Origin of the sequence: Hungatella sp. SL.1.14 (assembly GCF_024460495.1) — a bacterium.
Lineage (GTDB): Bacteria > Bacillota > Clostridia > Lachnospirales > Lachnospiraceae > Hungatella > Hungatella hathewayi.
Genome location: NZ_JANFYJ010000004.1, coordinates 276,116 through 288,601, shown reverse-complemented (window position 1 = coordinate 288,601; position 12,486 = coordinate 276,116). Strand labels below are relative to the sequence as shown.

The following is a 12,486-nucleotide window of genomic DNA, read 5'->3' as shown; positions in this document are numbered from 1 at the left end:
ATTGCATCGAGCTCTTAAACTGAACGCTTAAATTAAGCGCTTAAGCTGAGCTGAAGAAGTGTATGATTACATTGTTTTCTGCAGAATCATTCGAAATACGAACAGGACTACCACGTAGACTGCCAGAATGATCAGCAGTGTCTTAAGGATGAGAATGCTGATGAATCCGCTGATCAGGATGCCGATATAGAGCAGGAGCAGCATGGTATATCCGGCGTAAGCCCAGCTGCGAAGTCCCAGCATACGGTTCCTCTCATCAGTTTCGTAGATTTCCCGTTCTTTTCTTATCTCAGGCTTCTTTAAATAGCGGACATTTTTAATGATCGTTGCGGCTGCGGCGAAGAACAGACCGAACCCGGTTCCCATATAGAAGCCCGGAATGAAATCATAGTGGTCGGCGGCCATGTACAGGACGGGAATCTGATCGCCTGCCAGGAAGGAAAGGGCGATGGTGATCACACCCAGCGCCATGAGAAAGCAGCTGGCAGTGATTCTGGTCTTGCATTTCTTCTCAAAGTTAATGGGACTGTCAATAAATAAATTGTTCAGCAGCATGGTTTTATTCCTCCTCGAATAAGAATATTTCTTCAATGTTCATGTGAAAATATACGGCGATCTTGTGGGCCAGCTGGAGAGAGGCGTTATACTTGCCGTTTTCCAGGGATATGATGGTCTGCCTCGTTACGCCCAGAGCATCCGCCAGTTCTTCCTGTGTGATCCGCGATTGTTTTCTCAACTCCTGTATTCTTGTCTTCACTTACACAACACTTCCCTTTCTTTTATTCCCGCAGGCAGCGAGCCAGACGGACACGCCTGAGTGTTTCTCTGGCGGCCCATATAAAGGTAATGAGCCAGGCTCTGTGTCTGCGGGGGTTTGTTGTTAAAAGTAATGTTTCCTTTACATTTTTAGTATAGCACGCTTTACATTGTTTGTAAAGTGTATTTTACAATTTTTGTAAAGGAAGTTTTACATTATTGAATATACGGGTATTTTTAAGAAAATTATTGACGGGAGCATAAAAAGCTAGTATTATAATTATAAGTAAAGACTGATTTATAAGCTTTATATATTAATATAACTAATGAAAAGCATAACCGTTAATAATGAAAGGAGATTTACTATGGCAAAGGTAGCTATTGTTATGGGCAGTGATTCCGATATGCCTGTTATGGCGCAGGCTGCAGACGTTCTTGAGAAACTGGGTGTTGATTTTGAAATAACTGTTATTTCGGCTCACAGGGAGCCTGATATATTCTTTGAGTATGCCAAGACAGCGGAAGCGAGAGGTGTGAAGGTGATGATCGCGGGAGCTGGTAAGGCGGCCCATCTTCCGGGCATGTGCGCGGCGCTTTTCCCGATGCCGGTCATCGGAATTCCGATGAAGACTTCCGATCTCGGCGGTGTGGACTCTCTCTATTCCATCGTACAGATGCCGTCCGGCATACCGGTTGCCACGGTTGCGATTAATGGAGGAACGAACGCGGGAATTCTCGCGGCGAAGATCCTGGCTGCGTCTGATGAGGCGCTGCTCGGCAGATTAAAGGAGTATTCCGAGAATTTGAAGAATGATGTGGTAAAGAAAGCGGAGAAGCTGGATCAGATCGGATACAAAGAGTATCTGGCACAGATGAAGAAATAAGCCGTGGAGTGCGTTGCGTGCTCATGACAAGGAGGAAAAGAAATGGATTACAAGAATGCCGGTGTGGATATTGAAGCTGGATATAAGTCAGTAGAGTTAATGAAGGAACACGTAAAGGGAACCATGAGACCGGAGGTATTAGGCGGGATCGGCGGCTTTTCGGGAGCATTTTCCATGAGCGCATTTAAGGAGATGGAGAAACCGACTCTGGTTTCCGGAACTGATGGCGTAGGAACGAAGCTAAAGCTTGCATTTCTTATGGATCAGCATAATACGGTAGGTATCGACTGTGTTGCCATGTGTGTCAATGATATTGCCTGTGCAGGAGGAGAACCTTTATTCTTCCTGGATTACATTGCCTGCGGAAAGAATTTTCCGGAGAAGATTGCGGATATCGTTGGCGGCGTGGCGGATGGCTGCAAACAGGCCGGTGCGGCCTTAATTGGCGGAGAGACAGCGGAGATGCCGGGCTTTTATCCGGAGGATGAGTATGATCTGGCCGGTTTTGCGGTTGGTGTTGTAGATGAAAAGAATCTGATTACAGGAAAAGACTTAAAGGCCGGCGATGTGCTGATCGGCATGGCTTCCTCCGGTGTACACAGCAACGGTTTTTCTCTTGTGCGCAAGGTATTCGAGATGACGAAGGAGAGTCTGGATACGTATTACGATGAGCTGGGGGGAACCTTAGGAGAGACCCTGATCGCTCCGACGAAAATATATGTGAAGGCTTTAAAGAGTGTGAAGGACAGCGGAGTTACGATCAAGGCCTGCAGCCATGTGACCGGCGGTGGTTTCTATGAGAACATTCCGCGCATGCTTCCGGACGGTGTCAGAGCAGTCATTAAAAAGGACAGCTATGAGATTCCGGCAATCTTTAAGCTTCTGGCTGAAAAAGGCAGCATCGAAGAAGAAATGATGTACAATACGTATAACATGGGGATCGGTATGGTTCTGGCGGTTGATCCGTCTGCGGTGGATACCGCGATGGAGGCGATCCGTGAGGCTGGTGAGACTCCATATGTGATTGGCAGCGTGGAAGCAGGAGAAAAGGGAGTGACCTTATGCTGAGAGTCGGCATTCTGGTATCCGGCGGCGGAACGAATCTCCAGGCCATATTAGACCGGCTGGACGACGGGAGTCTTACCAATGTGAGCGTGGAAGTGGTGATCAGCAATAACCGCAGTGCTTACGCGCTGGAGCGGGCGAAGAACCATGGAATCGAGACTGCGGCCATCTCTCCGAAGGAGTTCGGAACCAGGGAGGAATTTAACGAGGCATTTCTGTCAAAGGTGGACGAGTACCATCTCGATCTGATTGTGCTGGCCGGGTTCCTTGTAACGATCCCGGAGGCGATGACCAGAAAATATAAGAATCGCATCATTAATATTCATCCTTCCCTGATTCCGTCTTTTTGCGGAGTGGGCTACTACGGCTTAAAGGTTCACGAGGCGGCCTTAAAGCGTGGGGTGAAGGTGACCGGAGCCACGGTGCACTACGTGGACGAGGGAGTGGACAGCGGCCCGATTCTTTTACAGAAGGCAGTTGAAGTGAAGGACGGAGATACGCCGGAGATTCTTCAGAGACGTGTGATGGAAGAGGCGGAGTGGGTGATTCTGCCTCAGGCTATTCAGATGATTGCAAACTCATAAGAAGTTCAGGAGGCGGATGATGAAAGTACTGATTGTTGGAAGCGGCGGGAGAGAGCACGCGATCGCGTGGAAGGTGGCAGGGAGTCCGAAGGCAGATAAGATTTACTGCGCTCCGGGCAATGCCGGTATCGCTGAATATGCGGAATGTGTGCCGATCGGCGCCATGGAATTCGATAAGCTGGCGGCGTTTGCGAAGGAAAATCAGATAGATTTAACTGTGATTGGTATGGATGATCCGCTGGTAGGCGGCATCGTGGATGTATTTGAGAAGGAAGGGCTTCGCGTATTCGGACCCAGAAAGAACGCGGCGATTCTCGAGGGATCCAAGGCATTTTCCAAGGACCTGATGAAGAAATACCATATTCCGACGGCGGGCTATGAGACCTTTGATACTCCGGAGGCGGCGCTTCAGTATCTGGAAACGGCCGAGATGCCCATCGTACTGAAAGCGGATGGTCTTGCTCTCGGAAAGGGCGTTCTGATCTGTAATACGAGGGAAGAGGCAAGGGAAGGCGTCAGGACACTGATGCTGGATAAGCAGTTCGGCTCCGCCGGCGACCGCATTGTGGTTGAGGAGTTTATGACCGGGCGAGAAGTCTCCGTGCTGTCTTTTGTGGATGGAGATACGATAAAGATCATGACCTCGGCGCAGGATCACAAGCGGGCGAAAAACGGAGATCAGGGGTTAAATACCGGCGGTATGGGAACCTTTTCGCCCAGCCCGTTCTATACAGAGGAGGTTGACGCCTTCTGCCGGAAATACGTATATCAGGCGACGGTAGACGCGATGAAGGCGGAGGGAAGACCGTTTAAGGGAATCATCTTCTTTGGGCTGATGCTCACCGAGAAGGGACCGAAGGTTCTGGAATACAATGCGAGATTCGGCGATCCGGAGACGCAGGTCGTACTGCCGCGTATGAAGAATGATATTTTGGAAGTGTTCGAGGCCTGTGTGGACGGCACGCTGGATCAGATTCAGCTGGAGTTTGAGGATAACGCGGCAGTCTGCGTTGTGCTGGCTTCCGACGGGTATCCGGAGCACTACGAAAAAGGATATCCGATCAGCGGATTCGAGAATTTTAAGGGGCGTGACGGATACTATGTATTCCATGCCGGAACAAAGTTTGACGGGGAAGGCCGGGTCGTGACCAACGGCGGACGTGTGCTGGGCGTAACCGCGAAAGGCGAGAATTTAAAGCAGGCGCGGGAAAATGCGTATCGGGCGACGGAGTGGATTACATTTGGGAATAAGTATATGAGAGATGATATTGGGAAGGCGATTGATGAGGTCTAGTCAGTCATTTGGATGACACTTGTAGTATTTGGAGAAAAAGAAGAGTAAAACCACAAGATATAGTGGTTTTGAGACTGAAAATGGGATAAAATCATGCTTTTTTCGGCTGTGTTTTATGAGGCTGAAAATGGCAAAGTATGGATGACATACCCCGGTTCGAGGATTTTGAACCGGGGTTTTGCTGTGTTTAAATAGGAAATGTGATAACCAAAAAGTTTTGGAAAGTGGTGATAACCGGCAAAACTTAGTTTATTTATTGGCCAGCAGGTGATTTTTTAGAAATTGCCTGCTTTTTACTTTATAGGAAATTCCGATTTTCTGAACAGTAAAAAGAAACGTATGTTCTCCAAACGTATGTTAGATAACAGTGCGTTTGAAAAAAATAATCCATATTCAGAAGTGCATCCTCGCTCGTGTGGCGAATGTCCTCGGATGTCATTTCTTCCGGTGGATGATCCATATATTTTTTACGTTGTCTCTCTGTGTTTTGGTTCATGTGTCTACCCTCCTTTAAGAAAGAGTATACCACATGGAAATGAGTTAGGATAGTCATGCAGAAGACTCCCTTCCGCGAGAACGGAACATGGCTTCCTCGTACATTTCTTCCAGAGAAATACGTGTATGATTAAAATAGAGTTCTAAAAACAGCATGGCGGTTAGTTTATGGATCATTTCTTCAGCAGCGGGGCGGATTACATCAGACAGGGCAATCACGCCGACGCACACACCGTTTGCTGTAACTAAGATGGAAGCCTTGCCCTGCATACGAAGACGTTCCAGAGTCTGCTTCGCGGTGTCATTTAGAGAAATCCCATAACCAAGTTAATAATTCTCATTACCGCAGTAACAGTTATTTTCGTCATTGCGGGCAAAAATCCCTTTTCCGGCACTCACCTGGAAATCAGTGCTTTCTATAAGAACGATAAGATGCTGTTTGTGGGACAGTTGAAACATAATTTTATTTCCCATAACTGTTACAAAAAGCTTGAGCACAACATATTATGACATTCGATGAGCTCTATGACATGAAAAGCGATCGTAAGAACCTGCATAATCTGATTAACAAGTAAGAATGCAACGAGATGAAAACGTGGCTTTATATAGTCCTTCTTGATAAGATGTACACCACAAGAGATTGATCCATTTTGCGGATATTACAGGGTGCAGCAGAAGAAAATAAAAACGGCAGCAGACAGTATTATAATATTTTTCTCCAATTAGGATATGATAGTAGGAAAAAGTAAAAGGAGAACTATTATATGGAAGAAGAGCTGAAGAAGTATGAAGACTATCTGCTGTACGAAGAAAAGAGCAGCGCAACAATTGAAAAATATCTCCGTGATGTCCGGAAATATTTTTGCTTTGCAGGGAAACAGGTGCTGCAGGACAGCTCGGAACCGATATCCAAAGAACTGGTCATGAAATATAAAAAGGAACTGGCGAATCAGTATCGTCCGTCCAGTGTCAATTCTATGCTGGCTGCTCTCAACAACTATCTGTCTTATAAAGGAAGGATGGACTGTCATGTAAAGCTTTTGAAGATACAGAAGAAGGTGTTTTGTGATCGGAATAAGGAATTGAGCCGTGATGAATATCTCCGTCTGGTAGAAGAGGCAAGGAAGGAAAACAAGGAACGTCTGGCGCTTATTATGGAAACAATATGCAGTACGGGAATTCGAATTGGCGAGCTTCACAATATTACCGTTGATGCGGTTTTAAATGGGTATGCGGAGGTTAACTGCAAGGGTAAGGAACGGGTGATTCTGATTCCGCGTAAACTGGCGGTAAAGTTAAGCTGTTATAGCGAGAGCTATCAGATTAAAAGCGGCTGTATTTTTGTTACCAGGACGGGCGCGCCTGTGAACCGCAGTAATATATGGGGAGAGATGAACCGGCTGTGTCAAAAAGCAGGGATCGATTCCCGGAAAGTATTTCCTCATAATATGCGCCATTTGTTTGCCAGGACTTATTACAAAAAACAGAAGGATATAGTAAGGCTGGCAGATATATTAGGCCACAGCAACATAGAAACAACAAGAATCTATACAACGACCAGCAGCAAAGAATACGAGAGGCAAATGAATGCAATGGAATTGATTCTATAAAAATAAACAAAAAAATACAACATAATATACATTATGTTGTAACAAGTATACAACCCGAAAGAACGATTGTCAAGAGAAATCATCAATGCGTTAATACATAATATACATTATGTCGTAAATAGAATATACAACGAAAAAGAATCTCTGTCAAGAATTATGGTATTAATTTATCAGGATTCCTATATTACCTGGCAGATGGTAAAAAAAGTAAAATTGCATAAGACTTAGAATGAAACAGGACAAAACAGCAATTGAGGACATGTGCTAAAAACACTGTCTTTAAGCGGTTTGTCCTGTTGTTGCGTTTACAACATAATGTATATTATGTTGTAAAAATACAAAATAAAAAGGTCAGGCGAAAAAGGAAAATGCAGGAATAAAACTTACGAAAGAGAAAGATGGCGGGATTATGTATGAGAAAAAAAGAAAAGGCTGGCTGAAACATCTGGATTTTATGGTTATAGACTGCTTAAGTCTGCAGATAGCCTATCTGTTTGGCTGCCTGATCTGGCAGGAGGGAAGGCTTCCATATGATATACAGATTAATCGGAATATGGCAATTATTTTTCCCATGATTCAGGTAGTAATCACTTTTTTTTGTGAAAGCTTTAAAAATGTTTTAAAGAGAAACAGTTTTTCTGAGATCCTTGCGGCTGGCAGACACACATGCCTCGTTTTTCTGGCGGCAGCATTTTATCTGTTTATTACGCAAAATGGCGGGAACTATTCCAGACTGCTCTTTGTTTTTACCGGGTTCGCTTATTTTTGTCTGACCTGTGCAGGCCGGAATATCTGGAAAAAGTTACTGAAAAGGTGGAGAAAAAATGGAAATGGCTGTCGCTCTCTGCTTATCTTGACTACATCGGAAATGATCGGTGTGGTGCAGAAGCAGATAGAACGTAATTTCTATGAAGGTTTTCTGCTGACGGGAATTGCAGTGCTGGAATCTGGTTTTAATAATAAAAAGCTTGGAAATGTGCCGGTGGTAGCGGATGCGGGCTCTGTGGTGGAATATGTATGCCGGGAATGGGTGGATGCAGTGTTTGTCGATCTGCCTCCTTCTACTCAGGCACCGCCTGAAATTATAGAGGGATTCAGCGAGATGGGAGTTACGATCCATACGAAACTGTATCAGTGGGGAAGCGAGGCGGGACGTAAGCACAGTGTGGAACGCCTTGGAGGATTTACCGTTCTGACGAGCAGCATGAATATGGCCGGTTCCGGACAAATGGCGTTAAAGAGGGCTTTGGATGTGGTGGGAGGCGTGACAGGCTGCCTGATTACAGGAATTCTATATCTTTTTTTGGCTCCCTGCATCTATTTACAATCACCAGGGCCTGTGTTTTTTTCTCAGGTAAGGGTTGGTGAGAACGGAAAGAAATTCAAAATGTATAAGTTTCGCAGTATGTATATGGATGCGGAGGAGCGGAAGAAAGAGCTTATGGACAGGAACCGGGTCAGTGATGGAAGAATGTTCAAAATCGACCATGATCCCCGCATTATCGGAGGAGAAAAAGGTATTGGCGGTTTGATGCGTAAGTATTCCCTGGATGAATGGCCGCAGATGTGGAACGTTCTCAAGGGAGACATGAGTCTGGTTGGAACCCGCCCTCCCACGGTCGATGAATGGGAAAAGTACGAGCTGCGCCATCGGGCAAGACTTGCCGTCAAGCCAGGAGTTACCGGATTATGGCAGGTGAGCGGGCGGAGTGATATCACAGATTTTGAAACTGTTGTAAATCTGGACAGGCAGTACATTCTGGATTGGAATTTTAAACTGGATATAAAAATTCTGTTTCGAACGGTAGGTGCCGTATTCGGAAGGAATGGAGCAATGTAGTTCAGTTACGGTAAGACAGGAGGAAAACGATGAAAACAGGAGATGGAAAGGTATGGTTAGCAGCGGCATTATTTTCTGTGCTGATGGCAGGAACCACTTATGCTGCCGGTTGGCAGCAGACAGAGTCAGGCTGGAAGTATGCCAACGAAGCGAATGAGTATCTGAAGGGCAGATGGTTTCAGGATGCATCAGGAAGGTGGTATCACTTCAACGATCAGGGGATTATGGAGACTGGATGGTTTCAGGATTCGGATAAAAACTGGTATTATTTAAATCCTGAAACTGGAGACATGAAGACGGGGTGGCATCAGGATTCTGATGGAAAATGGTATTTTCTGGCGTATTCCGGCGCTATGCAGAGAGGCCTGGTGGAGGTTAACGGCAATGTCTATTTCCTGGAGGACAGCGGTTCTCTTTTCGTAGGTCAGAAGGAAATTGGAGGAGTTATCTATAACTTTACGGAAAACGGTACAACAGGTGCCCGGCCATTCGTATCCAGCCGATGGGAGAGCGGAGGTAATAAAGTGGAGAATACCGTGTCAGATGATTCATCGGAGGAAGAAGTAAGAATTGCAGATTTTGTGAGGCAGAGTGTTAGAGACGCGGTAAATAAGAGTTCCGACAACCCGTCTGTCCGTTCCGCCGAAATTTCAGGTATGAATATAACCGTAATACCAGAGAGTGAAAACACACTTCTGTCAGGTTTGGACTGGGCGGATCAGACGTTTCGGGCATTTGTATCCTCCCCTTATGTGACGAGAACTGTCATCGCAGGGAAGGGAACGAGCGCGGTTCTCTACGACGGAGAAACGTACGACTTAATTGGTGCAGCCAGAACACTGGGCTTTAAAGGCTCTGATAAGTTCTCGTTTACAAAGGGGACATATACGGTAACGGTATCTTTCTCTGGTACCGTATCGGGAAGAACCCAGACTGGAGACCTGGTGTATACCGTCAGCGTAGAATAGATGAGAATTGGAACTGCGATAAAGCGGAACATAAAACTTTATTTTCCCGGAGTGATAATTGTAATCTTCAGCCTGGCTTTTCCCCATGTCTGCCACGCTGGCGGGCTGAATGCCGGTGAACAGAGTGTGGTCGCGGCAGCCAGCGGGACCTTTGAGTGGGAAGGCCATACTTATCGCGCAAAACAGAATTATATTGACAGCCTGATTGCTTATCTCAGCGGAGATGATGTGGATCTGGGAGAAGCAGACTGCCGGACAGCCATACAGAAAATGTATGAGAATGTTGGGAGAGGTGTTTCAGAGGGATATCTGGAACTGATTGATGGCCGAAGCGAACAGGATTCGAAAGAATCGAAGGTGGCGCCTGAAAAAGGAAATGCGGCAAATCAATCTGCAGAAACAGAATATGAGGGCCATGCTGCTCCGGTTCAATTAGATGGTCAGGACCCTGTGGAAACGGAAGCGGCAGTATGGCCCGTTTATAGGCGATATTCTGAAACGATGAGAGAGACATATCTCCTGCTGAAAAAGCCTGTTATTCAGCAGGAACAGAATTATGGAAAGTGGTGGAGTATTCCATATGCAGGTATGGAAATTATTATTTTTGCAGTGTGCGTTTTTTTGCTGCTGTCGCTTTTAACGGCAGGGGCAGGGCTTTGGAGGAAACACAGGAGGTTTCAGCTTTCTAAACGTATGAAGAGGTTCCTGTTTGCGGTATCTTCTTTTTGCTGGATCGTAATCATGGGAATCCCGGCAGCTTTTTTAGCGGGCATGCAGAAGGACTCAGCCGTAAAGTTATTGGGCAAAACGCATTTCTACGAAAATATTTATATGGCTGTACAGGCTGATATAGAGGAAATTGCCTTATTGGCTGATATCCCCCAGCTGTCCGAGGAAGATGAAACGCTGTACGGAAAAGTCATGATCCAGGCGCGGCGGCAGACCATTGACGCCTTGAATCAGAAAAATTCAACTTCTGATTACAGTGTTCTGTTAAATGGGGTCGAAGGAGCGGTGAGGGAGAAAAAGGGCGAGGAGGCGGCATCGATTGTGACAGCCTGCTTAAAACGAAGATATGAGAACTTGCTGGTGTGGGATGGGGTAATGTGGTGGCTCCAGGAGACCGGACGTTTCAATGGTTTTATCAGGAGTGTATCACTTCCCGTAGCAGTGATTCTGTTACTTACTAATGGCCTGCTTATACTTTCCCGCTCCAGAAAGTACCGGGGAATAAGAACCTGTGCATATAGCCTTGTATGCTCAGCGCTTCTGCTGCTTCTGGCATCAGCATCGCTGTGGCTGTGGATAAGATTCGGCACGTTAGCGGGTAAGCCGGCAGCATCCGATGAATTTACCTGTCTTTATCTGCAGAATCTGGCACTGCTCGGTATGGTGACAGGAGGGATGGCCGGCTGCATATCCATGGGAATACTGGAAGCAGCCCGGTATATGAAGAGAAGTAAATAAGGAAAAGAAAGGCAGAATACAAATGGAAGGTTTCTATGATCTGCATTGTCACCTTCTTCCTGGTCTGGACGATGGGGCAGAGAATATGACGGAGACAATGGCAGCTCTTAAGATTGCTCGCCATGAAGGAATCCGAACCGTTGTTTTTACTCCTCACGATTCTTACGGACAGGCGCCGGCAGGAAGTGAGGCTGTAAGGACCAGGCTGGAGGAGGTAAAAGCCGGCGTACAGGCAGAAGGAATCATGGATATGCAGTTTTTCTGCGGAAATGAGGTCTGGTACACACCAGATTCGATCGAGGAGCTACACAGCGGAAAGGTATTAAGCATTGCCCGGAGCAGGTACGTACTGGTGGAATTCCCTGTAAACGTCTGGTATAAAAAGCTTTTTAAAGCCGTATCTGAATTGGTGTTTGCCGGTTACTGCCCGGTTTTAGCCCATGCAGAGCGATATGGCTGTCTGTCAAGAAGGATTGATTACATAGAAGAGCTTACGAGAGCGGGACTTACCTTTCAGATTAATACAGACTGCTTTAACTCCATCTTTCCGGAGGCGGATGGGAGATGGTACCGTACGCTGGTGAAAGAGGGGTACATTCATTTGATAGCGACCGATGCGCATGACTGCAAAAAGCGGCCGCCGGAGATGACCAGGGCGGTTAAGTGGATAAAAAAACACTGTGACAGAGAGCTTGCATACAAAATCCTTTACAGCAATCCTGAAAGGATTTTAATGGACAGAACACAGGATAGAGATACGAAATGGAGAAAATGATGAATAACGATAAAATCAGTCAGAGTATGGAGGAAGAAGGGGTAGAAGTTGACTTAAAGCAGGTGTTTCTGGCATTTAAAAAGAAATGGTGGCTGCTGCTTCTGTCCCTGTTAATCGGAGGCGCAGCAGCAGGAGTGTATTCTAAAATTTTCATTGAACCGACGTACACTTCCGCCTCGATGGTTTATGTGCTCTCGAAAGAAACGACAATTTCTTCACTGGCGGATTTTGAGATAGGAACCCAGCTGACTCAGGATTACAAGGTATTGATCAGGAGCCGCACCGTGATGGAACAGGTGATTAAGAATCTTGGGTTGGACATGGGATATGCGTCATTAAAGAGAATGATAAGCATTGACAATCCGAAGGATACAAGAATCCTGTCCATCACTGTGGAGAGTGAGAATCCCTATATGTCTAAATCAATTGTTGATGAGGTAGCGAAATGTTCCGCCACCTATATCTCTGAAATAATGGAAATGGATCCGCCCAAGATTGTAGAGAGCGGAGAAGTGGCGGCCTACAGTACAAAGCCCAATGTAAAAAACAATGCGGTTCTTGGCGGGATATTTGCCCTGTTTTTCGTGAGTGCAGTTTTGGCAGCCGTCACGCTCATGGATGACTCCATAAAGACAGAGGAGGACGTGGAACAGTGTCTGGAACTTCCTGTCCTGGCAGTTCTGCCAGCCTGTCCCGAGAATCACACGACAAAGCAGCGAAAACGGAAAAAGAGCAGATGAGGAGAAAC

At 46.2% G+C, this 12,486-nt stretch carries 13 protein-coding genes; 10 read left to right on the top strand and 3 right to left on the bottom strand.

Annotated features, from left to right (window positions below):
- Positions 1-66 precede the first annotated feature (66 nt).
- The gene (locus NE473_RS06720) at positions 67-555 is read right to left on the bottom strand and encodes a hypothetical protein (RefSeq protein WP_006772052.1); all 489 of its coding nucleotides are present in this window, start codon (positions 553-555) and stop codon (positions 67-69) included.
- A gap of 4 nt (positions 556-559) precedes the next feature.
- The gene (locus NE473_RS06715) at positions 560-757 is read right to left on the bottom strand and encodes a helix-turn-helix transcriptional regulator (RefSeq protein WP_002600271.1); all 198 of its coding nucleotides are present in this window, start codon (positions 755-757) and stop codon (positions 560-562) included.
- A gap of 364 nt (positions 758-1,121) precedes the next feature.
- Here NE473_RS06715 and purE point away from each other — a divergent pair, with 364 nt between their 5' ends.
- Genes purE through purD form a run of 4 tightly spaced genes read left to right on the top strand, consistent with a single transcriptional unit; the run spans position 1,122 to position 4,583 of the window.
- Complete coding sequence (purE, locus tag NE473_RS06710) at positions 1,122-1,640, top strand: 5-(carboxyamino)imidazole ribonucleotide mutase (protein ID WP_022031996.1); 519 nt, start codon at positions 1,122-1,124, stop codon at positions 1,638-1,640.
- Between the two features lie 42 nt (positions 1,641-1,682).
- Complete coding sequence (gene purM / locus NE473_RS06705; RefSeq protein ID WP_022031995.1) at positions 1,683-2,708, top strand: phosphoribosylformylglycinamidine cyclo-ligase; 1,026 nt, start codon at positions 1,683-1,685, stop codon at positions 2,706-2,708.
- Positions 2,702-3,289 carry a phosphoribosylglycinamide formyltransferase gene (gene purN / locus NE473_RS06700; RefSeq protein WP_006777536.1) on the top strand — a complete coding sequence of 196 codons (588 nt, stop codon included), beginning with the start codon at positions 2,702-2,704 and terminating at the stop codon, positions 3,287-3,289. Before purM ends, purN begins: the two co-directional genes overlap by 7 nt.
- A gap of 19 nt (positions 3,290-3,308) precedes the next feature.
- Positions 3,309-4,583, top strand: coding sequence for a phosphoribosylamine--glycine ligase (gene purD, locus NE473_RS06695; protein ID WP_022031994.1), 1,275 nt, complete (start codon positions 3,309-3,311; stop codon positions 4,581-4,583).
- Positions 4,584-5,132: 549 nt separating this feature from the next.
- On the opposite strand, the gene NE473_RS06690 is transcribed toward purD, so the two are convergent.
- Positions 5,133-5,348 (bottom strand): hypothetical protein, encoded by a 216-nt coding sequence (locus NE473_RS06690; protein ID WP_022030768.1) that lies wholly within the window; start codon positions 5,346-5,348, stop codon positions 5,133-5,135.
- A gap of 494 nt (positions 5,349-5,842) precedes the next feature.
- Between NE473_RS06690 and NE473_RS06685 the strand changes: the two genes are divergently transcribed.
- From NE473_RS06685 to NE473_RS06660, 6 genes are all read left to right on the top strand, one after another.
- Positions 5,843-6,688 (top strand): tyrosine-type recombinase/integrase, encoded by an 846-nt coding sequence (locus NE473_RS06685; protein ID WP_055652085.1) that lies wholly within the window; start codon positions 5,843-5,845, stop codon positions 6,686-6,688.
- A gap of 409 nt (positions 6,689-7,097) precedes the next feature.
- On the top strand, positions 7,098-8,528 hold the full coding sequence (locus tag NE473_RS06680) for a sugar transferase (RefSeq protein WP_055652084.1): 1,431 nt from the start codon (positions 7,098-7,100) through the stop codon (positions 8,526-8,528).
- Positions 8,529-8,557: 29 nt separating this feature from the next.
- On the top strand, positions 8,558-9,496 hold the full coding sequence (locus NE473_RS06675) for an N-acetylmuramoyl-L-alanine amidase family protein (RefSeq protein WP_055652083.1): 939 nt from the start codon (positions 8,558-8,560) through the stop codon (positions 9,494-9,496).
- Positions 9,497-10,963, top strand: a complete 1,467-nt coding sequence (locus NE473_RS06670) for a hypothetical protein (protein WP_055652082.1) — start codon at positions 9,497-9,499, stop codon at positions 10,961-10,963. It abuts the gene before it with no gap.
- Positions 10,964-10,985: 22 nt separating this feature from the next.
- Positions 10,986-11,738 carry a CpsB/CapC family capsule biosynthesis tyrosine phosphatase gene (locus NE473_RS06665; RefSeq protein WP_256265187.1) on the top strand — a complete coding sequence of 251 codons (753 nt, stop codon included), beginning with the start codon at positions 10,986-10,988 and terminating at the stop codon, positions 11,736-11,738.
- Positions 11,726-12,478 carry a YveK family protein gene (locus tag NE473_RS06660; RefSeq protein ID WP_242866254.1) on the top strand — a complete coding sequence of 251 codons (753 nt, stop codon included), beginning with the start codon at positions 11,726-11,728 and terminating at the stop codon, positions 12,476-12,478. The genes NE473_RS06665 and NE473_RS06660 overlap by 13 nt, the downstream gene beginning before the upstream one ends.
- Positions 12,479-12,486: the final 8 nt, after the last annotated feature.

Bases quoted from the DNA above. Each gene is read 5' to 3' on its own strand.
- NE473_RS06660 (WP_242866254.1), top strand. From the start codon at position 11,726: ATGGAGAAAATGATGAATAACGATAAAATCAGTCAGAGTATGGAGGAA.
- NE473_RS06665 (WP_256265187.1), top strand. From the start codon at position 10,986: ATGGAAGGTTTCTATGATCTGCATTGTCACCTTCTTCCTGGTCTGGAC.
- NE473_RS06720 (WP_006772052.1), bottom strand. From the start codon at position 555: ATGCTGCTGAACAATTTATTTATTGACAGTCCCATTAACTTTGAGAAG.
- NE473_RS06680 (WP_055652084.1), top strand. From the start codon at position 7,098: ATGTATGAGAAAAAAAGAAAAGGCTGGCTGAAACATCTGGATTTTATG.
- NE473_RS06685 (WP_055652085.1), top strand. From the start codon at position 5,843: ATGGAAGAAGAGCTGAAGAAGTATGAAGACTATCTGCTGTACGAAGAA.
- purM (WP_022031995.1), top strand. From the start codon at position 1,683: ATGGATTACAAGAATGCCGGTGTGGATATTGAAGCTGGATATAAGTCA.
- NE473_RS06690 (WP_022030768.1), bottom strand. From the start codon at position 5,348: ATGCAGGGCAAGGCTTCCATCTTAGTTACAGCAAACGGTGTGTGCGTC.
- NE473_RS06675 (WP_055652083.1), top strand. From the start codon at position 8,558: ATGAAAACAGGAGATGGAAAGGTATGGTTAGCAGCGGCATTATTTTCT.
- purE (WP_022031996.1), top strand. From the start codon at position 1,122: ATGGCAAAGGTAGCTATTGTTATGGGCAGTGATTCCGATATGCCTGTT.
- purD (WP_022031994.1), top strand. From the start codon at position 3,309: ATGAAAGTACTGATTGTTGGAAGCGGCGGGAGAGAGCACGCGATCGCG.
- purN (WP_006777536.1), top strand. From the start codon at position 2,702: ATGCTGAGAGTCGGCATTCTGGTATCCGGCGGCGGAACGAATCTCCAG.
- NE473_RS06670 (WP_055652082.1), top strand. From the start codon at position 9,497: ATGAGAATTGGAACTGCGATAAAGCGGAACATAAAACTTTATTTTCCC.